Origin of the sequence: Enterobacter sp. SES19 (assembly GCF_011765665.1) — a bacterium.
In the GTDB taxonomy this organism is placed as follows: Bacteria; Pseudomonadota; Gammaproteobacteria; order Enterobacterales; family Enterobacteriaceae; genus Enterobacter; species Enterobacter pseudoroggenkampii.
In genome coordinates this window covers 3,616,056-3,636,988 of sequence record NZ_CP050320.1, presented here as the reverse complement: position 1 = coordinate 3,636,988, position 20,933 = coordinate 3,616,056, and the positions used below count along the sequence as shown (strand labels likewise).

Genomic DNA, 20,933 nt, shown 5'->3' with positions numbered 1-20,933 from the left:
CGGGCTTTTTTGTCTCTGTCGCAAAATCGCGACAACCCTCTGGTTTGAGTGTCTCCAAAAGGAGACATTTAACTTATTGATTTATATATGGCAGTAAAGGTTCCCATTAAGGTGTTGCTTAATAGCGACACTTAGCCTGGAAATCATTCAACCGATAATTAACAGGTTTAACAAGTAAAAATCATATATTTCAATGATTTAATATTTTATTTTGCGTTCTGGCACGGGTGTTGCATAATATTAACCAGTGGCTCATTCACCTTCTTATGTCAGCCCCTTCGGGACGCGCTACATAAACTTCGAATGACGCACAAAAAGGTGCCTGCCGTCCAACTACTGATCATAGCGATGCTTTATCAGGCCAGGGCGAAACGTCGAGTTAGGCACCGCCTCATTCCATGACAAAGCCGGGTTTTTACCCGGCTTTGTTGTATCTGAAGGGCAGACTCAGTTACGCTCTGCGTAAACCCCCATTAAGAGAGTAATGCGTTGAAACGCTGGCCCGTTTTTCCCCGCTCCCTGCGACAGCTTGTCATGATGGCCTTCCTGCTGATCCTGCTGCCGCTGCTGATCCTTGCCTGGCAGGCGTGGCAAAGTCTGAACGCGCTGAGCGCGCAGGCGGCTTTGACCAACCGCACGACGCTTATCGACGCCAGACGCAGTGAAGCGATGACCAACGCCGCGCTGGAGATGGAACGTAGCTATCGTCAGTATTGCGTGCTTGACGATCGGACGCTGGAAAAGGTGTACCAGAGTCAGCGCAAGCGCTACAGCGAAATGCTGGATGCCCACGCCGGCGTATTGCCTGACGACAAGCTCTATCAGGCGTTACGTCAGGATTTAAACGATCTTGCGCAGCTACAGTGCAGTAACAGCGGCCCGGATGCCGCCGCCGCCGCGCGTCTTGAAGCTTTTGCCAGCGCCAACACCGAGATGGTGCAGTCAACGCGCACGGTGATTTTCTCTCGCGGCCAGCAGCTCCAGCAGGAGATTGCCGAGCGCGGCCAGTTCTTCGGCTGGCAGGCGCTGGTGCTGTTCCTCGTGAGCCTCGGGCTGGTTCTGCTCTTTACCCGCATGATCATCGGCCCGGTGAAGGGCATTCAGCGGATGATCAACCGCCTGGGTGAAGGGAAATCGCTCGGAGATACGGTCACCTTTAAAGGTCCGCGCGAGCTGCGATCCGTAGGCCAGCGCATTATCTGGCTGTCCGAGCGCCTGGCGTGGCTTGAATCACAGCGTCATCAGTTCCTGCGCCATATCTCCCATGAGCTTAAAACGCCGCTGGCCAGCATGCGCGAAGGGACGGAGCTGCTGGCGGACGAAGTGGCAGGACCCCTTACGCCAGAACAGAAAGAAATTGTCGAGATCCTGGATAACAGCAGCCGCAATCTGCAAAAGCTGATTGAGCAACTGCTGGATTACAACCGCAAGCTGGCTGACGGGGCGGTCGTACTGGAAAACGTTGAGATTGAGCCGCTGGTGGATATGGTGATATCCGCCCATAGCTTGCCAGCAAGAGCTAAAATGATGCATACCGGTGTAGAACTGAATGCGCCGACCTGTCTCGCTGAACCCATGCTCTTAATGAGCGTGCTGGATAATCTTTATTCCAATGCGGTGCACTATGGTACTGAATCCGGTAACATTTATATCCGAAGTTATACGAAGGGTTCCCGGGTGTTTATAGACGTCGCTAACACCGGCACCCCGATCCCCGATGACGAAAAAACCATGATCTTCGAGCCCTTTTTCCAGGGGAGTCATCAGCGGAAAGGTGCGGTGAAAGGCAGTGGTCTGGGCTTGAGCATCGCCCGGGACTGCATACGACGCATGCAGGGTGAGCTAAACATTGCCACGGACGAACGTTCGGATGTTTGCTTCCGTATTGAACTGCCCCTGAGCCGGAAAAATCAATAAAATGAATCTATGTCTGGTGAGTATGTCACACGTCTTTTCCCGCGCCGTACGCGCGGTGTTTTCCCGCAACACGCTTCGCCTGAGCCTGCCCTGTTTATTTCTGGCAGGGTGTGTTTCCCATGCGCCACAAAGTGCAATTAGCGATAAACAAGAAGATAAATGGCCCGATAACCAGCTGGCCGATTTCCTCTCAACCCGCTGTGACGATATCTGGAACCTGTCAGGTCATGACGTTGAAAGCAACCCGCTGTTCTGGCTGCGTGGAATAGATTGCGCCCAGCGTCTGGCCCCGGTAGACGCTCGCTCCAAGGCGGCGATGCTGGATGACGACACCTGGCAGGACGCTTTCAAGCGCGGCATTTTGCTGGCTGATGCGAAAATCACCCCCGTCGAACGGCGCGCCAACGTGACCCGACTGGACACGTTCGTGGTCAATCTTCCCGTGCAGGTACGCCCGGTATACCAGCTCTGGCGCGATGGGCAGACATTACAGCTTCAGCTGTCTGAAGAGCGCTCCCGCTACAGCAAGCTGCAACAGTCAACCGACAGCGAGCTTGATACGCTGCGTCAGCAGCAGCAACATTTACGTACGCAGCTCGATACCACAACGCGTAAGCTGGAAAACCTGACCGATATCGAAAGGCAGCTCTCGTCGCGCAAATATCAGCCGGGGAGTTCATCTGCGGCACCGGACAGCGATACGCCGAAACAAGAGGATGTGAAGCATGACGAGCCGTAAACCTGCCCATCTGTTACTGGTGGATGACGATCCCGGGCTGTTAAAGCTGCTGGGCATGCGTCTGGTGAGTGAAGGTTACAGCGTCGTGACCGCGGAAAGCGGGCTCGAGGGGCTGAAAATTCTCAGCCGCGAGAAGATCGATCTGGTGATAAGCGACCTGCGGATGGACGAAATGGATGGCCTGCAGCTGTTCGCGGAGATCCAGAAACAGCAGCCGGGGATGCCCGTGATTATCCTGACCGCGCACGGGTCGATCCCGGATGCGGTTGCCGCGACGCAGCAGGGAGTATTCAGCTTCCTGACCAAGCCGGTAGATAAAGACGCGCTGTATAAGGCAATCGACAGCGCGCTGGAACACGCCGTCCCGGCGGGGGATGAAGCGTGGCGGGAGTCCATCGTCACCCGCAGCCCCGTGATGCTGCGTCTGCTTGAACAGGCCAGGATGGTGGCGCAGTCCGACGTCAGCGTGCTCATCAACGGCCAGAGCGGCACCGGGAAAGAGATCCTCGCGCAGGCGATCCATAACGCCAGCCCGCGAAGTAAAAACGCCTTTATCGCCATTAACTGCGGCGCGCTTCCGGAACAGCTGCTCGAATCTGAACTGTTTGGTCACGCCCGCGGCGCATTCACCGGGGCGGTAAGCAGCCGGGAAGGGCTGTTCCAGGCCGCGGAAGGCGGCACGCTGTTCCTGGACGAGATTGGCGATATGCCCGCGCCGCTGCAGGTTAAGCTGCTGCGCGTGTTGCAGGAGCGCAAAGTTCGCCCGCTGGGCAGCAACCGCGACATTGATATTAATGTGCGAATTATTTCCGCCACCCACCGCGATCTGCCGAAAGTGATGGCCCGCAACGAGTTTCGTGAAGATCTCTACTACCGCCTGAACGTGGTGAACCTGAAGATCCCGGCGCTGGCGGAGCGTGCGGAAGACATTCCGCTGCTGGCGAACCACCTTTTACGCCAGGCGGCCGATCGCCATAAACCATTCGTGCGCGCGTTTTCCACCGATGCAATGAAGCGGCTGATGGCCGCAAGCTGGCCGGGTAACGTGCGTCAGCTGGTCAACGTGATTGAGCAGTGCGTGGCGCTGACCTCTTCACCGGTCATCAGCGACGCGCTGGTGGAGCAGGCGCTGGAAGGGGAAAACACGGCGCTGCCGACGTTTGCCGAAGCGCGGAATCAGTTTGAGCTCAACTATCTGCGCAAGCTATTGCAGATCACCAAAGGCAATGTGACCCACGCCGCGCGCATGGCCGGACGCAACCGCACCGAGTTCTACAAGCTGCTGTCGCGCCACGAGCTGGAAGCAAACGATTTTAAAGAGTAATGCCGTATGGTACTGTGAGCAATCGATTACGAGGCAGCTTACAGGCAAGAGTTTAAGGACCCACCATGAAAAAGATTGATGCGATTATTAAACCTTTCAAACTGGATGATGTGCGTGAAGCGCTGGCGGAAGTCGGCATCACCGGGATGACCGTGACGGAAGTGAAAGGTTTTGGTCGTCAGAAGGGCCACACCGAGCTTTACCGTGGCGCAGAGTACATGGTCGACTTTCTGCCGAAAGTGAAAATTGAAATCGTGGTCAGCGACGATATCGTTGATACCTGTGTGGATACCATTATCCGCACCGCGCAAACCGGCAAAATTGGCGACGGTAAAATCTTCGTCTTTGACGTGGCGCGCGTGATCCGTATCCGTACCGGCGAAGAAGACGACGCCGCGATTTAACGTTCTTGCCGGGTGGCGCCGCGCTTACCCGGCCTACAAAACTCTTCGTAGGCCCGCGCAAGCGAAGCGCCGCCGGGCGATTACAGCACCTTATGCGGGCCGAAGCACTCGTAATGAATGCTGTCTTTGTTCACGCCCAGCTCAACCAGCTGCTGAGCGGCATACTGCATAAACGCCACCGGCCCACAGACGTAGAACTGCATGTCCGGCGCGCTAAACGCCCCTTCCATCTGGCTTAAATTCATCAGACCTTCGCTGTCAAAGCGGGCATCTGCGCGGTCTGCCTCCGTCGGCAGGCGATACCAGGTGTGCGCGGTGAAGCGCGGCAGGGACGCCCCGAGCGTTTTCACCTCATCCGCAAAGGCGTGTACATCGCCGTTCTCGGCGGCATGGAACCAGTTAACCTGCGCGCCGTGGCGAGATTTCGCCAGCGTATCGAGCATCGCCAGCATTGGCGTTTGGCCGACGCCCGCAGAGATCAGCGTGACCGGTGTATTAGTGTCAACGGCCATAAAGAAGTCGCCCGCCGGCGCGGCCAGATGGACCACGTCGCCCACGTTCGCTTCGTTGTGCAGCCAGCTGGAAACCTGACCGCCGTCCTCACGCTTCACCGCAATGCGGTAGCCTTTACCGTTTGGCTTGCGGGTAAGAGAATACTGACGGATCTCCTGATGCGGGAAGCCTTCTGGCTTCAGCCACACGCCCAGATACTGGCCAGGCTGGTAATCGGCCACCGGCTGTCCGTCCACCGGCTCAAACTCAAAGCTGGTAATCAATGCGCTGCGCGGGGTTTTCTCGACGATGCGGAACGCCCGCGTGCCTTCCCAGCCGCCGTTCTTACTGGCGTTTTCACTGTAGATCTGTGCTTCACGGTTGATAAACACGTTTGCCAGCACGCCGTAGGCTTTACCCCACGCGTCCAGCACCTCCTGGCCCGGGCTAAACATCTCGTCCAGCGTGGCCAGCAGGTGGCCGCCCACAATGTTGTACTGCTCGGGTTGGATCTGGAAGCTGGTGTGCTTCTGCGCGATTTTTTCCACCGCGGGCAGCAGTGCAGCCAGGTTTTCAATATTGCTGGCATAGGCCGCGATGGCGTTGAACAGCGCTTCACGCTGATCGCCGTTACGCTGGTTGCTCATGTTGAAAATGTCTTTGAGCTCCGGGTTGTGCGTGAACATGCGATCGTAGAAATGGGCGGTGAGTTTAGGGCCGGTTTCCACCAGCAGAGGAATGGTGGCTTTTACGGTAGCGATGGTTTGAGCGTCGAGCATGAGCGCGTCCTTCTGATGTCACTTTAATGATGTATTTTAAATGCATCTTATAAAAAATACCCCTGCGTTGTAAATGGTTCTTTGCAAGATGAAAAATATGCATCACAAACCTGAAAAGAAATCCGCTGGAAAGGGCGAGAGCTTTATTCCTCAAACCCTTGCGTGGCGGGTAGGAAAACGTTTGCGTAAAATCGTTTGTCAAGACCTGTTATCACAGAACTAATCAGTTATACTGTTGCCCGTCGTCCAACAGGACTGCCTTTTCAGGCCAAAATTTACTTGTTAGCTGAGTCAGGAGATGCGGATGTTAAAGCGTGAAATGAACATTGCCGATTATGATGCCGAACTGTGGCAGGCTATGGAGCAGGAAAAAGTACGTCAGGAAGAGCACATCGAACTGATCGCCTCCGAAAACTACACCAGCCCGCGCGTCATGCAGGCGCAGGGTTCTCAGCTGACCAACAAATATGCTGAAGGTTACCCTGGCAAACGCTATTACGGCGGTTGCGAGTACGTTGATATCGTTGAGCAGCTGGCTATCGACCGTGCGAAAGAACTCTTTGGCGCTGACTACGCGAACGTGCAGCCGCACTCTGGCTCTCAGGCTAACTTCGCGGTCTACACCGCGCTGCTGCAGCCGGGCGATACCGTTCTGGGTATGAACCTGGCGCAGGGCGGCCACCTGACTCACGGCTCCCCGGTTAACTTCTCCGGCAAACTGTACAACATCATCCCTTACGGTATTGATGAGTCCGGTAAAATTGACTACGAAGACATGGCGAAGCAGGCTAAAGAGCACAAACCGAAGATGATCATCGGTGGCTTCTCTGCTTACTCCGGTATCGTTGACTGGGCAAAAATGCGTGAAATCGCAGACAGCATCGGTGCTTACCTGTTCGTTGATATGGCGCACGTTGCGGGTCTGATCGCCGCAGGCGTTTACCCGAACCCGGTTCCGCACGCTCACGTTGTGACCACCACCACCCACAAAACCCTGGCGGGTCCACGCGGTGGCCTGATCCTGGCGAAAGGCGGTGACGAAGAGCTGTACAAAAAACTGAACTCCGCGGTGTTCCCAAGCGCGCAGGGCGGCCCACTGATGCACGTTATCGCGGCAAAAGCGGTCGCGCTGAAAGAAGCGATGGAGCCTGAGTTCAAGGTTTACCAGCAGCAGGTTGCTAAGAACGCCAAAGCGATGGTGGAAGTGTTCCTGAACCGTGGCTACAAAGTGGTATCCGGCGGTACTGAAAACCACCTGTTCCTGCTGGATCTGGTTGATAAGAACCTGACCGGTAAAGAAGCTGACGCTGCCCTGGGCCGCGCCAACATCACCGTGAACAAAAACAGCGTGCCAAACGATCCGAAGAGCCCGTTCGTGACCTCCGGTATCCGTATCGGTTCTCCGGCCGTGACTCGCCGCGGCTTCAAAGAAGCGGAAGTGAAAGAGCTGGCTGGCTGGATGTGTGACGTTCTGGACAACATCAATGACGAAGCGGTTATCGAGCGCGTCAAAGGAAAAGTTCTGGATATCTGCGCACGCTTCCCGGTATACGCATAATTCCTCTGCTTTGCAGAAATAAAAAAGGCCGCGCTTGCGGCCTTTTTTTATGGCTTAACGCCGGTCAAGGGAAATCGCGCCGGGACCAACAATCGCCAGCAAAATAAAGGCGCCAGCAATACTGATATTCTTGTAGAAGTTAATCATATTCGGTACGACCGCATCACCGGTCATATCCCAGTAGTGATGCCCAATCACCGCCGTTCCGAGGGTGTAGAACACAAACAGTACCGCGAGAGGACGGGTGAAAAAGCCCAGTACGATCAGGATAGCGGCAGGCACTTCCATCACCACCGCAATAATGGCCGCCAGCATGGGCATCGGCGTCCCCAGCGAGGTCATGTATTGTACGGTGCCGCTAAATCCCGTCAGTTTTGGATAACCAAAGATAATAAACAGCACGACAAGTGCGATGCGGCCGATCAACAGCATCAGGTGACGTGACTGGCCGAAATCGAGATAACGTAGTGAGTTCATGGCAGAAAACCTCTGCAAGTGGAGTAATTTAAACGTAATACATATTTCCATTCCCTGCCATAAGCCAGGCGATTGCACAAGATGTTAATTTTTCGTTAATTTATAGCAGGCTATCTACTTGCTTAATTTTTATATTCTCGCCAGACTATGGCCTCGATTTCGGGAGGGATTCATGGTCTTGCATTCCACGCGCTGGCTGGCGCTCAGTTATTTCACCTATTTCTTTAGCTACGGTATTTTTCTGCCCTTCTGGAGCGTCTGGCTCAAGGGTATCGGCCTGACGCCCGAGACCATCGGCGTCCTGCTGGGGGCCGGGCTGGTGGCGCGTTTCCTCGGCAGCCTGCTGATTGCCCCGCGCGTCAGCGATCCCTCCTTACTGATCAAGGCCGTGCGCATTCTTGCTCTGCTGACCCTGGTCTTTGTGGCCTGCTTCTGGGTCAGCCACCAGTTTGCCTGGCTGATGGTGGTGATGGTCGGCTTTAACCTGTTCTTCTCACCGCTGGTGCCGCTGACGGATGCCCTGGCGAACACCTGGCAAAAGCAGATCACCATGGACTATGGTCGCGTGCGCCTGTGGGGCTCTATCGCCTTTGTGATTGGCTCGGCGCTGGTGGGCAAACTGGTCAGCCTTTACGATTATCGCGCCATTCTTGCCCTGCTGAGCATCGGTATTGCCTCGATGCTGCTGGGCATGCTGCTGCGACCGTCGGTGATGCCACAAGGGGAAAGCCGCCATCAGGAGAGCGCCGGCTGGCCCGCATGGCGGAGCCTGGTCGCACAGAGCTGGCGTTTTCTGGCGTGCGTGTGCCTCCTTCAGGGGGCGCATGCGGCGTATTATGGCTTCAGCGCCATCTACTGGCAGGGGGCAGGGTATTCCGCTTCCGCTGTGGGCTATCTATGGTCGCTGGGCGTGGTGGCCGAAGTCATTATCTTTGCCCTGAGCAAAAAACTGTTCCGTCGCTTTGGCGCGCGTGACCTGCTGCTGCTTTCCGCCGTGTGTGGGGTGGCGCGCTGGGGGATTATGGGCTGGACGACCGATCTACCGTGGCTGATTGTGGCGCAAATTCTTCACTGCGGCACCTTTACCGTGTGCCATCTGGCGGCGATGCGCTATATCGCAGCGCGCGAGGGCGGGGATGTGATTCGTCTGCAGGCCGTCTATTCGGCAGTGGCGATGGGGGGCAGTATCGCGATCATGACGGTGTTTGCGGGGTTCCTCTATCAGCATCTGGGGCACGGCGTCTTCTGGGTGATGGCGCTGGTCGCCTTGCCCGCCATCGTTGTTCGCCCTAAGGTGGCTCCCCGCGCGTCGCTATGATTCCAGCATGGCGCGAATATGTTCTTGCTGCTGCGCGTTCAATGTCTCAACTGCATGAATCAATGGCGGCGAGAACAGCGGCAGGGCCGTAGGGTAGGGGGTGATAACCAGCGCGGCTTCGCGCGGCGCCCCCTCTTTCTGAAAGGCCTGTAGCGTCAGGTAGCGAATATTGAGCGGCAGCAGCGTCAGCTCGCGAAGCTGCTGTTCGATCTGCTCCTCGCTGGCTTTATCGTCTCCCGTCAGCAGGATCACCTGTTTTTCATGCAGGTCAGTCTCCTGCATCAGCCAGGCACCAAAAATCACCGCCACGAGGCTCATCTCTTCATCGGAAAAACGTAGCCCAAATTCCGCCTCCAGCTCAAACAGCGCCTCTTTCGTGGTGCGTAACAGTCGGGGATAAAGGCGGTGGATCTCCTCCGGCAGGTTATTGTCGATGCCGATCTCAAACAGCGAACGGTCCAGCGCCTGAGCCAGATGGATATACAGCTGATCGGTCAGCCCTTGTTCATCGCTGAAGTTCATCCCGGTCTGGGAACGAAAGCGGGCCACCATGCGCACGATGGCCCGACGTAGACGCTGATCCTGCTGGTGCTTATCAAGCACCGGATCGGGAGTGCGGAGCATCATAAACAGCAGCGCCAGAAACAGCTGTTCATCCCCGTGGGCACCCTGCGGGACGCGCCGTCTCCAGTGGCGCACGATCTCCTGGGCCGTAAAGTACTCCCCTCTCGACTGGGTCCAGCTGCGCTGAACGTGGGAAAACTGCGGCGTATTCCCGAGCTGGTGCTGAATAAGGCAGTATTGCAGATAAAGCTGTAAAAACTGGACGTCACGGCATTCAAACTGGCGCTGGAGCTTGCGTGAGCAGAAGCCGATCAGCGCCCGCAGGTTCGCATCGTCGTAAAGCGGACGCGCGATGCCGTGTTGTTTAAGCGCGGTTTTTAATGCGGGGGTAAACTGGTGCGAGACAAACTGCGGGCAAAGCCGCAGCGCCCGGCGCAGCCAGTGCAGCAGGCATAAACGCTGATTCAGGGCTGTGCCTTCAATCCGGTAGCAGCCGTCGTGGTGCGTAACGATATCCAGCCGGTGATAGCGCTGGATTTCATCGCGCGTCTCGGCTATATCTTGCCGTGCCATCGCGTCGTCCACGCCGTTGGCAGCGATTATGCTCTGTGCGGTGACGGCAGCATCGGGCAGGTAAAGCATTAAAAGCACCTGGCAGCGGCGCTGCGAACTGGAAAGCACAGATGGAATTTCAAGCGTCGTCATCATCTGTCGGGTATCCAGTGTGAATGTTTGATAAGAATAGCTAAAGGATGAGCGCTGAAAAGCGCGCCGGCAGGCCTTTCACTCAGGATTGCTGGGGAACATCACAGAATTTTTGACGTGAGGAATTGATGCAAACAGTTAAACAATGTGCGATGGCGTTATTTTTGGCGGTTATCAGCTTCACCGCCAGCGCACACCCTCACAGCTTTATTGACCTCAAAACCGAGCTGGTCACCGACGGCACGCAATTGAGCGGCCTGAAAATGCGCTGGACGATGGATGAAATCACCTCGGCCGATCTGCTCTACGATGCGGGAAATGCGAAGCCCGGCGATGAAATCTGGAAAAAGCTGGCGGCGGAAGTAATGGCCAACGTGCTCGGCCAGCACTACTTCACTGAATTCTGGCACAACGGGCAAAAGGTCAAATTTCTGAACCGACCCACGGAATACGGGATGACGCGTGAAGGGCACCAGGCTGTGCTGACGTTCGTGCTTCCGCTGGCGCATCCGCAGCCGCTGGCGGGGCAAACGTACCGCTTTTCCACCTTTGACCCTACCTACTATGTTGACATGCGCTATGACAAAGACAGCGACGTACGGCTGCCGGACGCGCTGCAAAAAAGCTGCAAAATTGGCGTGCACACCCCCAAACCCAGCGAAGAGACGCTGAACTTTGCGGTCTCGCTTGATAAAGAAGATGCACCGCCCGAGGATATGGAATTGGGTAAACAGTTTGCGCAGGAGGTGACGTTACAATGTCAGTGATCTCCTCTCCGGTTCGGAAACCGCGCCGCTGGCTGCACCTCTGGCCGCTGGCGCTCTTTTTACTGTTAGCAACTGGCGGTGCGCTGTGGCTGTGGCAGGCCTGGCCGCAGGTCATGATGAAAAGCATTATCTGGCAGCGTGAGGTTAACCAGCAGATGAGCGGTCTGCTGAAGGCGGTGGCGGAGAACCCGACCAAAGCGGGTGGTTCCCTGCTGGCGTTCAGTTTTGTCTATGGCGTTCTGCACGCCCTGGGGCCGGGGCACGGCAAAATCGTGATTACGACCTGGCTCGCCACCCATCCGTCAAAGCTGAAATCGAGCATCGGCCTGACGCTGGCCTCCTCGCTGCTGCAGGGCGGCGTGGCGATTGCGCTGGTCGTTGTTGTGCTTTCACTTTTGCAGCTTCCGGCGCGTCAGCTGCACGTGAGCAGCTTCTGGCTGGAGAAGGGCAGCTACGCGCTGGTGGGTTTGCTGGGGCTGCTCCTGTGCTGGCGTGCGCTGAAAAAGCTGCGCGTGCTGCTGCAAAAGCCGAAATTCAAAACCTTTACGCCGCACCACGTTCATGATGAAAACTGCGGCTGCGGACATCAGCATTTGCCCACGCAGGAACAATTACAGAACGGCGACGACTGGCGCGCGCGGCTGGTGATTGTTCTCTCTATGGGCATGCGCCCGTGTTCGGGTGCCATCATGGTGCTGCTGTTCAGTAAGGTGATAGGCGTGTTCGGCTGGGGCATGCTGTCCGCGCTGGCGATGGCGGCAGGAACCTCTCTCACCATTTCGTCTTTAGCGCTGCTGGTACACAGCTTCCGTCAGCTGGCGGTCAAACTCAGCGGCAATAAAACGCCGGTGCTGTGGCGGCAGGTTGGCTGGACAACGCTCGCGCTGGCGGGCGGGGTGATTCTGCTGGTAGCGGCGGTAACGATGTGGATGAGTGCGGTGCCGGTGGGAAGGGGATTGCGGCCGTTTTAGTTTCAATTCCCTCTCCCACAGGGAGAGGGAATTACCGGGATTAACGCTTCAGCGCATCGCTCAGTTCATCACGCATGTTTGCCAGCATGGCTTTAACAACGCGTGGGTTACCCGCAACGATGTTGCCGGTAGACAGATAGTTATGGCCGCCGGTGAAGTCGCAAACAATGGCGCCTGCTTCACGTGCGATCAGCTCGCCCGCAGCAAAATCCCATGGCTTCAGTGAGAGTTCGAAGTAACCGTCAACGCGGCCGGTTGCCACGTAGGCCAGATCCAGCGCAGCAGAACCGGTGCGACGGAAGTCCGCGCATTCGGTGAACAGTTTACCCAGGATATTCATATAGGTGGTCGCGTGCTGTTTCGCCTTGAACGGGAAACCGGTCGCCAGGATGGTGCCGTCCAGATCGCGTGCGTTGCTGCAGCGCAGACGGTAGCCGTTCAGCTGCGCGCCCTGACCGCGGGTCGCGGTGAACAGTTCGTTACGCATTGGATCGTACACAACGGCGACTTCAGTACGGCCTTTAATGCGTACTGCGATAGACACAGAGAAGTGTGGCAGGCGTTTGACGAAGTTGGTGGTGCCATCCAGTGGATCGATAACCCATTGAACATCCTGATCGGTACCTTCATGTTCACCGCTTTCTTCGGTGATGATGGTGTGCTGTGGGTAAGATTTGCGGATCGTTTCGATAATAATCGCTTCTGCGGCTTTATCGACGTTTGTCACGAAATCATTGCTGCCTTTCTGGCTGGTTTCTACGGAGTCTGGCGTTTCGTAGTGTTTGGCAATTACATTACCCGCCTTGCGCGCTGCGCGCACGGCGATGGTCAGCATCGGATGCATCGGTCTCTCTCACTGGATGTTAAAGAACAGGAAAATCGGCGCAGAGTATAGCAGCGGGATCGGATTATGTCTCCCGTTTATGATAATATGCCCGAATATTCTTCAGACACTGAATTCAGACATTAAAAATTATGCTGCAAAACATTCGAATTGTGCTGGTCGAAACATCGCATACCGGCAACATGGGCTCCGTTGCCCGCGCTATGAAAACCATGGGCTTAACGAACCTGTGGCTGGTTAACCCGCTGGTGAAACCTGACTCGCAGGCTATCGCGCTGGCGGCCGGGGCCAGCGACGTGATCGGCAATGCCCAGATCGTCGATACTCTTGACGAAGCGCTGGCTGGCTGCAGCCTCGTTGTTGGTACCAGCGCGCGTTCGCGCACGCTGCCGTGGCCAATGCTCGATCCGCGTGAATGCGGCCTGAAAAGTGTCTCGGAAGCAGAACAGGCACCGGTTGCACTGGTGTTTGGCCGCGAACGCGTTGGCCTGACCAACGATGAACTGCAGAAGTGTCATTATCACGTCGCGATTGCGGCAAACCCGGAGTACAGCTCGCTGAACCTGGCGATGGCGGTGCAGGTTATCGCCTATGAAGTGCGTATGGCGTGGCTGGCAACGCAGGAAAAAGAGGTTGAGCCTAAAGAAGAGACGGCTTACCCGCTAGTGGACGACCTTGAGCGTTTCTACGGTCACCTGGAGCAGACGCTGCTCTCGACCGGCTTTATCCGCGAAGGCCACCCGGGTCAGGTGATGAATAAGCTGCGCCGTCTGTTCACCCGCGCGCGTCCGGAAAGCCAGGAGCTGAACATCCTGCGCGGGATCCTGGCGTCGATTGAGCAGAAGAATAAAGAGTAGTGTCGTCTGTTCGCCGGGTGGCGCTTTGCTTACCCGGCCTACAAAACCGTCGGTCGGGTACGCGAAGCGTCACCCGACAAAAAACGGCACGGAAGGTTAAATACCTGACTAAAACAGTCAAGTAAATAGTTGACCATTTTAGTCAGGAATGTCAGACTTGGCCCTGCTATGCAATACCCCATTTTACAATAAAAAACCCCGGGCAGGGGCGAGTTTGAGGTTAAGTAAGACATGAGACTGACATCTAAAGGGCGTTATGCCGTGACCGCGATGCTGGACGTTGCGCTCAACTCCGAAGCGGGCCCGGTTCCGTTGGCTGATATTTCTGAACGACAAGGGATCTCCCTCTCTTATCTGGAACAGCTGTTCTCCAGACTGCGTAAAAATGGACTGGTTTCCAGCGTTCGTGGCCCAGGCGGCGGTTATCTGCTGGGTAAAGACGCGGGCAGTATTGCAGTTGGCGAAGTGATCAGCGCAGTTGACGAATCCGTTGACGCGACCCGTTGCCAGGGTAAAGGCGGCTGCCAGGGCGGCGATAAGTGCCTGACCCACGCGCTGTGGCGCGATCTGAGCGACCGTCTGACCGGCTTCCTGAACAACATCACCCTCGGTGAGCTGGTGAACAACCAGGAAGTTCTGGACGTATCGGGCCGTCAGCACGGCCATGATTCCCAACGCAGCACCCGCGCGCAGGACGCTATCGACGTCAAATTACGCGCGTAATAAAACGATAAGTATTTCAGAATCAGGCCGGGGCGAAGACTCGCCCCGTGTACTCGGTCGTACATCCAGCCGGTTGCCTGATTCCTTGCATTGAAGCGATGTACGGAGTTTATAGAGCAATGAAATTACCGATTTATCTCGACTACTCCGCAACCACGCCGGTGGACCCGCGTGTTGCCGAGAAAATGATGCAGTGTCTGACCCTGGACGGAAACTTTGGTAACCCAGCTTCCCGTTCACACCGTTTTGGCTGGCATGCTGAAGAGGCGGTTGATATCGCCCGTAATCAGATTGCTGACCTGGTGGGTGCCGACCCGCGTGAGATTGTTTTCACCTCCGGTGCGACCGAATCCGACAACCTGGCGATCAAAGGTGCAGCCAACTTTTATCAGAAAAAAGGCAAGCACATCATCACCAGCAAAACCGAACACAAAGCCGTGCTGGACACCTGCCGTCAGCTGGAGCGTGAAGGGTATGAAGTCACCTACCTGGCGCCACAGAGCAACGGCATTATCGATCTGAAAGAGCTCGAAGCGGCCATGCGTGATGACACCATTCTGGTCTCCATCATGCACGTCAACAACGAAATCGGCGTGGTACAAGACATCGCGACCATCGGCGAAATGTGCCGCGCGCGCGGTATCATCTACCACGTGGACGCGACCCAGAGCGTGGGCAAACTGCCTATCGACCTGAGCCAGCTGAAAGTGGACCTGATGTCCTTCTCCGGCCACAAAATCTATGGCCCGAAAGGGATTGGCGCGCTGTACGTTCGTCGTAAACCACGTATCCGCATCGAAGCGCAGATGCACGGTGGTGGTCACGAGCGCGGCATGCGTTCCGGTACGCTGCCTGTTCACCAGATCGTGGGCATGGGCGAAGCCTACCGCATTGCAAAAGAAGAGATGGAAACCGAGATGGCACGCCTGCGCACGCTGCGTAACCGTCTGTGGGACGGCGTGAAAGATATGGAAGAAGTGTATCTGAACGGCGATCTCGAGCAGGGCGCACCGAACATCCTCAACGTCAGCTTCAACTATGTTGAAGGCGAGTCGTTGATCATGGCGCTGAAAGACCTGGCGGTTTCTTCCGGTTCTGCCTGTACGTCTGCAAGCCTTGAGCCATCCTACGTGCTGCGTGCGCTGGGTATGACTGACGAGCTGGCACACAGCTCTATCCGTTTCTCTTTAGGTCGTTTCACTACCGAAGAAGAGATTGACTACACCATCAAGCTGGTTCGCAACTCCATTGGCCGTCTGCGCGACCTTTCTCCACTGTGGGAAATGTTCAAGCAGGGCGTGGATCTGAACAGCATTGAATGGTCACATCACTAATCGGTACATAAGGAGAATTCAATCATGGCATACAGCGAAAAAGTCATCGATCATTACGAAAACCCGCGCAATGTTGGCTCTTTTGACAACAGCGACGAATCTGTTGGTAGCGGCATGGTCGGTGCGCCAGCGTGTGGCGACGTGATGAAGTTGCAGATTAAAGTCAACAATGAAGGTATCATTGAAGACGCGCGCTTCAAGACCTACGGCTGCGGTTCTGCTATCGCGTCCAGCTCCCTGGTCACCGAATGGGTGAAGGGCAAGTCTCTGGACGAAGCACAGGCAATCAAGAACACGGATATTGCTGAAGAACTCGAACTGCCACCGGTGAAAATTCACTGCTCAATTCTGGCAGAAGACGCGATCAAAGCCGCCATTGCGGATTACAAAAGCAAACGTGAAGCAAAATAATTGAGGTTTGAGTATGTCGATTACCCTTAGCGACAGCGCTGCCGCGCGAGTAAGCTCTTTTCTGGCGAACCGTGGTAAAGGCTTTGGCCTGCGACTGGGCGTACGTACCTCCGGCTGTTCTGGTATGGCTTACGTACTGGAGTTTGTTGACGAACCGGCGTCTGACGACACCGTGTTTGAAGACAAGGGCGTGAAGGTGGTGGTCGATGGCAAAAGCCTGCAATTCCTCAACGGCACTCAGCTGGACTTCGTTAAAGAAGGCCTGAACGAAGGGTTCAAATTCACGAACCCGAACGTCAAAGACGAGTGTGGTTGCGGCGAAAGCTTCCACGTTTAACCGCGCGTCATCCGAAACCCCACCGTGGCGTTACCCGCTACGCGTGGGGTTTGTTTTAACAGGCTACCCCTGAGATTGTTATGGATTACTTCACTCTCTTCGGACTACCCGCTCAATACCCGATTGATCTCCAGGCGTTGACGATCCGTTTTCAGGATCTGCAGCGTCAGTACCATCCGGACAAATTCGCGAGCGGTACTCAGGCAGAGCAGTTGGCTGCGGTTTCCCACTCTGCCACCATCAACCAGGCCTGGCAGACGCTGCGCCATCCGCTGGCGCGCGCTGAATATCTGCTCTCGCTCCACGGTTTTGATCTGGCGAGCGAACAGCATACCGTGCGTGACACGGCGTTTCTGATGGAGCAGCTGGAGCTTCGCGAAGAGCTCGATGAGATTGAACAGGCCAAAGACGAAGCGCGTCTGGAAAGCTTTATTACGCGCGTAAAGGGCATGTTCGATACCCGCCATCAGCAGATGGTGGAGCAACTGAACAACGAGACCTGGGACGTGGCGGCAGATACTGTGCGCAAACTCCGTTTTCTCGATAAACTGCGAAGCAGTGCTGAACAACTCGAAGAAAAGCTGCTCGATTTTTAATTTCGGAAGCAATTATGGCCTTATTACAAATTAGTGAGCCTGGCTTAAGTGCCGCACCGCACCAGCGTCGTCTGGCGGTGGGTATTGATCTGGGCACCACCAATTCCCTCGTGGCGACCGTGCGCAGCGGCCAGGCGGAAACGCTGGCTGACGAGCAGGGGCGCCATCTGCTGCCTTCCGTGGTCCACTACCAGCAGCAGGGTCACGCGGTAGGCTATGACGCCCGCGCGAATGCCGCGCGCGATCCGGCGAATACCATCAGCTCCGTCAAGCGCATGATGGGCCGCTCGCTGGCCGATATTCAGACCCGCTACCCGCATCTGCCGTATCAGCTGCAGGCAAGTGAAAACGGCCTGCCGATGATTGCGACCGCGGCCGGTCTGCTGAACCCGATTCGTGTTTCTGCTGACATCCTCAAAGCGCTGGCTGAGCGCGCTACGGCAACGCTCGGTGGCGATCTGGACGGCGTGGTGATCACCGTTCCTGCCTACTTTGACGATGCACAGCGTCAGGGCACCAAAGACGCCGCGCGTCTGGCGGGCCTGCATGTGCTGCGTCTGCTGAACGAACCGACGGCGGCGGCGATTGCCTACGGCCTCGATTCCGGTCAAGAAGGGGTGATCGCGGTTTACGATCTTGGCGGCGGGACGTTTGATATCTCTATCCTGCGCCTGAGCCGCGGGGTGTTTGAAGTGCTGGCGACCGGCGGGGATTCCGCGCTGGGCGGTGATGACTTCGACCATCTGCTGGCGGACTACATCCGCGAGCAGGCGGGCATCAGCGATCGCAGCGATGCCCGCGTACAGCGTGAACTGCTGGATGCGGCCATCGACGCCAAAATCGCCCTGAGCGATGCGCAGACGGTTACCGTCAATGTTGCGGGCTGGCAGGGTGAGATCACCCGCGACCAGTTCAGCGATCTGATTGCCCCACTGGTGAAACGCACCTTACTGGCCTGCCGTCGCGCATTGAAAGATGCGGGCGTTGAGGCGAACGAGGTGCTGGAAGTGGTCATGGTGGGCGGCTCGACCCGCGTGCCGCTGGTGCGCGAGCGCGTGGGCGAATTCTTTGGCCGCACGCCGCTGACCTCCATCGACCCGGACAAAGTGGTTGCCGTAGGTGCCGCGATCCAGGCCGATATTCTGGTTGGCAACAAGCCGGACAGCGAAATGCTGCTGCTGGACGTCATCCCGCTGTCGCTGGGCTTAGAAACCATGGGCGGCCTGGTGGAGAAAGTGATCCCGCGTAACACCACCATTCCGGTGGCGCGCGCGCAGGAGTTCACCACCTTTAAAGACGGCCAGACCGCGATGTCCATCCACGTGATGCAGGGCGAACGCGAGCTGGTGCAGGACTGCCGTTCTCTGGCGCGCTTTGCGCTGCGCGGTATCCCGGCGCTGCCTGCGGGCGGGGCGCATATTCGCGTCACCTTCCAGGTGGATGCCGACGGCCTGCTGAGCGTCACGGCGATGGAAAAATCCACCGGTGTGGAATCGTCCATCCAGGTGAAGCCGTCCTACGGCCTGACCGATGGCGAAATCGCCTCCATGATTCAGGACTCAATGAGCTACGCCGAGCAGGATGTGAAGGCGCGTATGCTGGCGGAACAAAAAGTGGAAGCCGCACGCGTGCTGGAGAGCCTGAACGGCGCGCTCGCTGCCGACGCCGCGCTGTTAAGCGCCGCTGAGCGTCAGGTGATTGACGAAGCCGCCGCGCGCTTAAGCGCCGTGGCCGAAGGTAATGACGCTGACGCAATAGAAGAAGCCATTAAAAACGTTGATAAACAAACCCAGGACTTTGCTGCTCGCCGCATGGACAAATCTGTCCGCGTCGCGCTGAAAGGCCAGTCCGTGGACGAGGTTTAATATGCCAAAGATTGTAATTTTGCCTCATGCGGACCTCTGTCCGGATGGCGCTGTTCTGGAAGCGAAGACCGGTGAAACCATTCTCGATGTTGCCCTGCGTGCAGGTATCGAAGTGGAACACGCCTGTGAAAAATCCTGTGCCTGCACCACCTGCCACTGCATCGTGCGTGAAGGTTTTGACTCTCTCGCCGAGAGCACCGAAGACGAAGACGACATGCTGGATAAAGCATGGGGTCTGGAGCCAGACAGCCGCTTAAGCTGCCAGGCTGCGGTGACCGATGAAGATCTGGTCGTGGAGTTCCCACGCTACACCATCAACCACGCACGCGAGCATTAATATGGGACTGAAGTGGACAGACAGCCGTGAAATCGGCGAAGCGCTCTACGACGCGAACCCGGATCTCGATCCGAAGACCGTACGATTCACCGATATGCATCAGTGGATCTGCGATCTGGAAGATTTCGACGACGATCCAAACGCATCCAATGAAAAAATTCTGGAGGCGATTCTGTTAGTCTGGTTAGATGAAGCAGAATAAATAACAAAACGGGCTGCCTTCAGGCGGCCCGTTTGCTAGTTGCTAATAAGGAAAAATAAAATGACCGAAGCGATGAAGATTACGCTCTCTACGCAGCCCGCCGACGCGCGCTGGGGCGAGAAAGCCAGCTACAGCATCAACAACGACGGTATTACCCTGCACCTGACGGGCAACGATGATTTGGGCCTGATCCAGCGCGCCGCGCGTAAAATTGACGGTCTGGGCATTAAGCATGTCTCGCTGGAAGGCGAAGGCTGGGACACTGACCGCAGCTGGGCGTTCTGGGCGGGTTACAAAGGGCCGAAAGGCACCCGCAAAATTGAGTGGGCGAACCTCGACGAAGCCGGTCAGAAAGAGCTGGAAAGCCGTCTGCAAATCATCGACTGGGTACGCGACACCATTAACGCTCCGGCGGAAGAGTTAGGCCCTGAGCAGCTGGCGCAGCGCGCCGTTGACCTGCTGTGCGGCGTGGCGGGCGACAAGATGTCCTACCGCATCACCAAGGGTGAAGACCTGCGCGAGCAGAACTACATGGGTATCCACACCGTGGGCCGTGGTTCTGAGCGTCCACCGGTGCTGCTGGCGCTGGACTACAACCCAACCGGCGATAAAGACGCCCCTGTCTTTGCCTGCCTGGTAGGTAAAGGTATCACCTTCGACACCGGCGGCTACAGCCTGAAGCAGAGCGCGTTCATGGACTCCATGAAGTCCGACATGGGCGGCGCGGCCACCATCACCGGTGCGCTGGCGTTTGCCATCACCCGCGGTCTGAAAAAGCGCGTGAAGCTGTACCTGTGCTGCGCGGACAACATGGTGAGCGGTAACGCCTTCAAGCTGGGCGACATCATTCGCTATCGCAACGGCAAAAACGTCGAAGTGATGAACACCGACGCCGAAGGCCGTCTGGTGCTGGCCGATGGCCTGATCGACGCGTCTGCCCAGAAGCCAGAGCTGATTATCGATATGGCGACCCTGACCGGCGCGGCGAAAACCGCGCTGGGTAACGACTACCATGCGCTGTTCAGCTTCGACGACAAGCTGGCCGCTCGCCTGCTGGCCAGCGCCGCGGCGGAAAACGAACCGTTCTGGCGTCTGCCGCTGGCCGAGTTCCACCGCAGCCAGCTGCCGTCCAATTTTGCCGAGCTGAACAATACCGCCAGCGCGGCGTACCCGGCGGGCGCAAGCACCGCGGCAGGCTTCCTGTCTCACTTCGTTGAGAATTATCATGAAGGCTGGCTGCACATCGACTGCTCCGCAACGTACCGTAAAGCCGCGGTTGAGCAGTGGTCTGCGGGCGCAACCGGTCTGGGTGTGCGTACCGTGGCGAACCTGCTGACGGCTGAGTAATCTTTTTAGCCGGGTGGCGCTACGCTTACGCGCGCCTTCGGAGTCATCATATTGCCCGGCGGCGC

Annotated in this window: 22 protein-coding genes; 18 read left to right on the top strand and 4 right to left on the bottom strand. The window is 56.8% G+C overall.

What is annotated here, in order from left to right; translation table 11 throughout:
• Nucleotides 1–489 precede the first annotated feature (489 nt).
• The 4 genes from qseE to glnB all read left to right on the top strand — a co-directional run bounded on the left by qseE (nt 490) and on the right by glnB (nt 4,384).
• Nucleotides 490–1,917: a two component system sensor histidine kinase QseE/GlrK gene (qseE, locus tag GXP72_RS17225; RefSeq protein WP_208763172.1), complete on the top strand. Its 1,428-nt coding sequence runs from the start codon at nt 490–492 to the stop codon at nt 1,915–1,917.
• 1 nt (nt 1,918) lies between these two features.
• Nucleotides 1,919–2,656 (top strand): two-component system QseEF-associated lipoprotein QseG, encoded by a 738-nt coding sequence (gene qseG / locus GXP72_RS17220; RefSeq protein ID WP_024908631.1) that lies wholly within the window; start codon nt 1,919–1,921, stop codon nt 2,654–2,656.
• On the top strand, nt 2,643–3,980 hold the full coding sequence (gene glrR / locus GXP72_RS17215) for a two-component system response regulator GlrR (RefSeq protein ID WP_090420222.1): 1,338 nt from the start codon (nt 2,643–2,645) through the stop codon (nt 3,978–3,980). Before qseG ends, glrR begins: the two co-directional genes overlap by 14 nt.
• Nucleotides 3,981–4,045: 65 nt before the next feature.
• Nucleotides 4,046–4,384 (top strand): nitrogen regulatory protein P-II, encoded by a 339-nt coding sequence (glnB, locus tag GXP72_RS17210; RefSeq protein WP_003860685.1) that lies wholly within the window; start codon nt 4,046–4,048, stop codon nt 4,382–4,384.
• An 80-nt stretch (nt 4,385–4,464) separates the two neighbouring features.
• Here the strand turns inward: glnB and hmpA are convergent, their stop codons facing one another.
• Entirely contained in the window at nt 4,465–5,655 is a 1,191-nt protein-coding gene (gene hmpA / locus GXP72_RS17205; RefSeq protein ID WP_090420219.1) for an NO-inducible flavohemoprotein, read from the bottom strand.
• Between the two features lie 304 nt (nt 5,656–5,959).
• Between hmpA and glyA the strand changes: the two genes are divergently transcribed.
• Nucleotides 5,960–7,213 carry a serine hydroxymethyltransferase gene (glyA, locus tag GXP72_RS17200; RefSeq protein ID WP_008502165.1) on the top strand — a complete coding sequence of 418 codons (1,254 nt, stop codon included), beginning with the start codon at nt 5,960–5,962 and terminating at the stop codon, nt 7,211–7,213.
• A 54-nt stretch (nt 7,214–7,267) separates the two neighbouring features.
• On the opposite strand, the gene GXP72_RS17195 is transcribed toward glyA, so the two are convergent.
• Nucleotides 7,268–7,690, bottom strand: coding sequence for a DoxX family protein (locus GXP72_RS17195; RefSeq protein WP_090420216.1), 423 nt, complete (start codon nt 7,688–7,690; stop codon nt 7,268–7,270).
• A 172-nt stretch (nt 7,691–7,862) separates the two neighbouring features.
• Between GXP72_RS17195 and GXP72_RS17190 the strand changes: the two genes are divergently transcribed.
• Nucleotides 7,863–9,008 (top strand): 3-phenylpropionate MFS transporter, encoded by a 1,146-nt coding sequence (locus GXP72_RS17190; RefSeq protein ID WP_024908635.1) that lies wholly within the window; start codon nt 7,863–7,865, stop codon nt 9,006–9,008.
• Here the strand turns inward: GXP72_RS17190 and csiE are convergent.
• On the bottom strand, nt 9,003–10,280 hold the full coding sequence (gene csiE, locus GXP72_RS17185; RefSeq protein ID WP_032648681.1) for a stationary phase inducible protein CsiE: 1,278 nt from the start codon (nt 10,278–10,280) through the stop codon (nt 9,003–9,005). The two genes, GXP72_RS17190 and csiE, sit on opposite strands and share 6 nt — an antisense overlap.
• 125 nt (nt 10,281–10,405) lie before the next feature.
• Here csiE and GXP72_RS17180 point away from each other — a divergent pair, with 125 nt between their 5' ends.
• Both GXP72_RS17180 and GXP72_RS17175 read left to right on the top strand, forming a co-directional pair.
• Complete coding sequence (locus GXP72_RS17180; protein ID WP_208763171.1) at nt 10,406–11,044, top strand: DUF1007 family protein; 639 nt, start codon at nt 10,406–10,408, stop codon at nt 11,042–11,044.
• Nucleotides 11,035–12,015 carry a nickel/cobalt transporter gene (locus GXP72_RS17175; protein WP_208763170.1) on the top strand — a complete coding sequence of 327 codons (981 nt, stop codon included), beginning with the start codon at nt 11,035–11,037 and terminating at the stop codon, nt 12,013–12,015. Before GXP72_RS17180 ends, GXP72_RS17175 begins: the two co-directional genes overlap by 10 nt.
• 40 nt (nt 12,016–12,055) lie before the next feature.
• On the opposite strand, the gene suhB is transcribed toward GXP72_RS17175, so the two are convergent.
• Nucleotides 12,056–12,859, bottom strand: coding sequence for an inositol-1-monophosphatase (suhB, locus tag GXP72_RS17170; protein WP_024908639.1), 804 nt, complete (start codon nt 12,857–12,859; stop codon nt 12,056–12,058).
• A gap of 131 nt (nt 12,860–12,990) precedes the next feature.
• Here suhB and trmJ point away from each other — a divergent pair, with 131 nt between their 5' ends.
• The 10 genes from trmJ to pepB all read left to right on the top strand — a co-directional run bounded on the left by trmJ (nt 12,991) and on the right by pepB (nt 20,868).
• The gene (gene trmJ, locus GXP72_RS17165; RefSeq protein ID WP_008502159.1) at nt 12,991–13,716 is read left to right on the top strand and encodes a tRNA (cytosine(32)/uridine(32)-2'-O)-methyltransferase TrmJ; all 726 of its coding nucleotides are present in this window, start codon (nt 12,991–12,993) and stop codon (nt 13,714–13,716) included.
• Nucleotides 13,717–13,947: 231 nt separating this feature from the next.
• The gene (gene iscR, locus GXP72_RS17160) at nt 13,948–14,439 is read left to right on the top strand and encodes a Fe-S cluster assembly transcriptional regulator IscR (RefSeq protein WP_045399615.1); all 492 of its coding nucleotides are present in this window, start codon (nt 13,948–13,950) and stop codon (nt 14,437–14,439) included.
• A 119-nt stretch (nt 14,440–14,558) separates the two neighbouring features.
• Nucleotides 14,559–15,773, top strand: a complete 1,215-nt coding sequence (gene iscS, locus GXP72_RS17155) for a cysteine desulfurase (RefSeq protein ID WP_008502157.1) — start codon at nt 14,559–14,561, stop codon at nt 15,771–15,773.
• A gap of 24 nt (nt 15,774–15,797) precedes the next feature.
• Entirely contained in the window at nt 15,798–16,184 is a 387-nt protein-coding gene (gene iscU, locus GXP72_RS17150; RefSeq protein WP_003860661.1) for a Fe-S cluster assembly scaffold IscU, read from the top strand.
• 13 nt (nt 16,185–16,197) lie between these two features.
• Nucleotides 16,198–16,521 (top strand): iron-sulfur cluster assembly protein IscA, encoded by a 324-nt coding sequence (gene iscA / locus GXP72_RS17145; RefSeq protein ID WP_003860659.1) that lies wholly within the window; start codon nt 16,198–16,200, stop codon nt 16,519–16,521.
• Nucleotides 16,522–16,601: 80 nt separating this feature from the next.
• On the top strand, nt 16,602–17,117 hold the full coding sequence (gene hscB / locus GXP72_RS17140) for a co-chaperone HscB (RefSeq protein ID WP_024908642.1): 516 nt from the start codon (nt 16,602–16,604) through the stop codon (nt 17,115–17,117).
• A 14-nt stretch (nt 17,118–17,131) separates the two neighbouring features.
• Nucleotides 17,132–18,982 carry a Fe-S protein assembly chaperone HscA gene (hscA, locus tag GXP72_RS17135; RefSeq protein ID WP_208763169.1) on the top strand — a complete coding sequence of 617 codons (1,851 nt, stop codon included), beginning with the start codon at nt 17,132–17,134 and terminating at the stop codon, nt 18,980–18,982.
• A 1-nt stretch (nt 18,983) separates the two neighbouring features.
• A complete protein-coding gene (gene fdx / locus GXP72_RS17130; RefSeq protein WP_003860652.1) occupies nt 18,984–19,319 on the top strand; it encodes an ISC system 2Fe-2S type ferredoxin in 336 nt (111 codons plus the stop codon).
• A 1-nt stretch (nt 19,320) separates the two neighbouring features.
• Complete coding sequence (gene iscX, locus GXP72_RS17125; RefSeq protein ID WP_003860650.1) at nt 19,321–19,521, top strand: Fe-S cluster assembly protein IscX; 201 nt, start codon at nt 19,321–19,323, stop codon at nt 19,519–19,521.
• A 60-nt stretch (nt 19,522–19,581) separates the two neighbouring features.
• Nucleotides 19,582–20,868 (top strand): aminopeptidase PepB, encoded by a 1,287-nt coding sequence (gene pepB, locus GXP72_RS17120; protein WP_024908644.1) that lies wholly within the window; start codon nt 19,582–19,584, stop codon nt 20,866–20,868.
• Nucleotides 20,869–20,933: the final 65 nt, after the last annotated feature.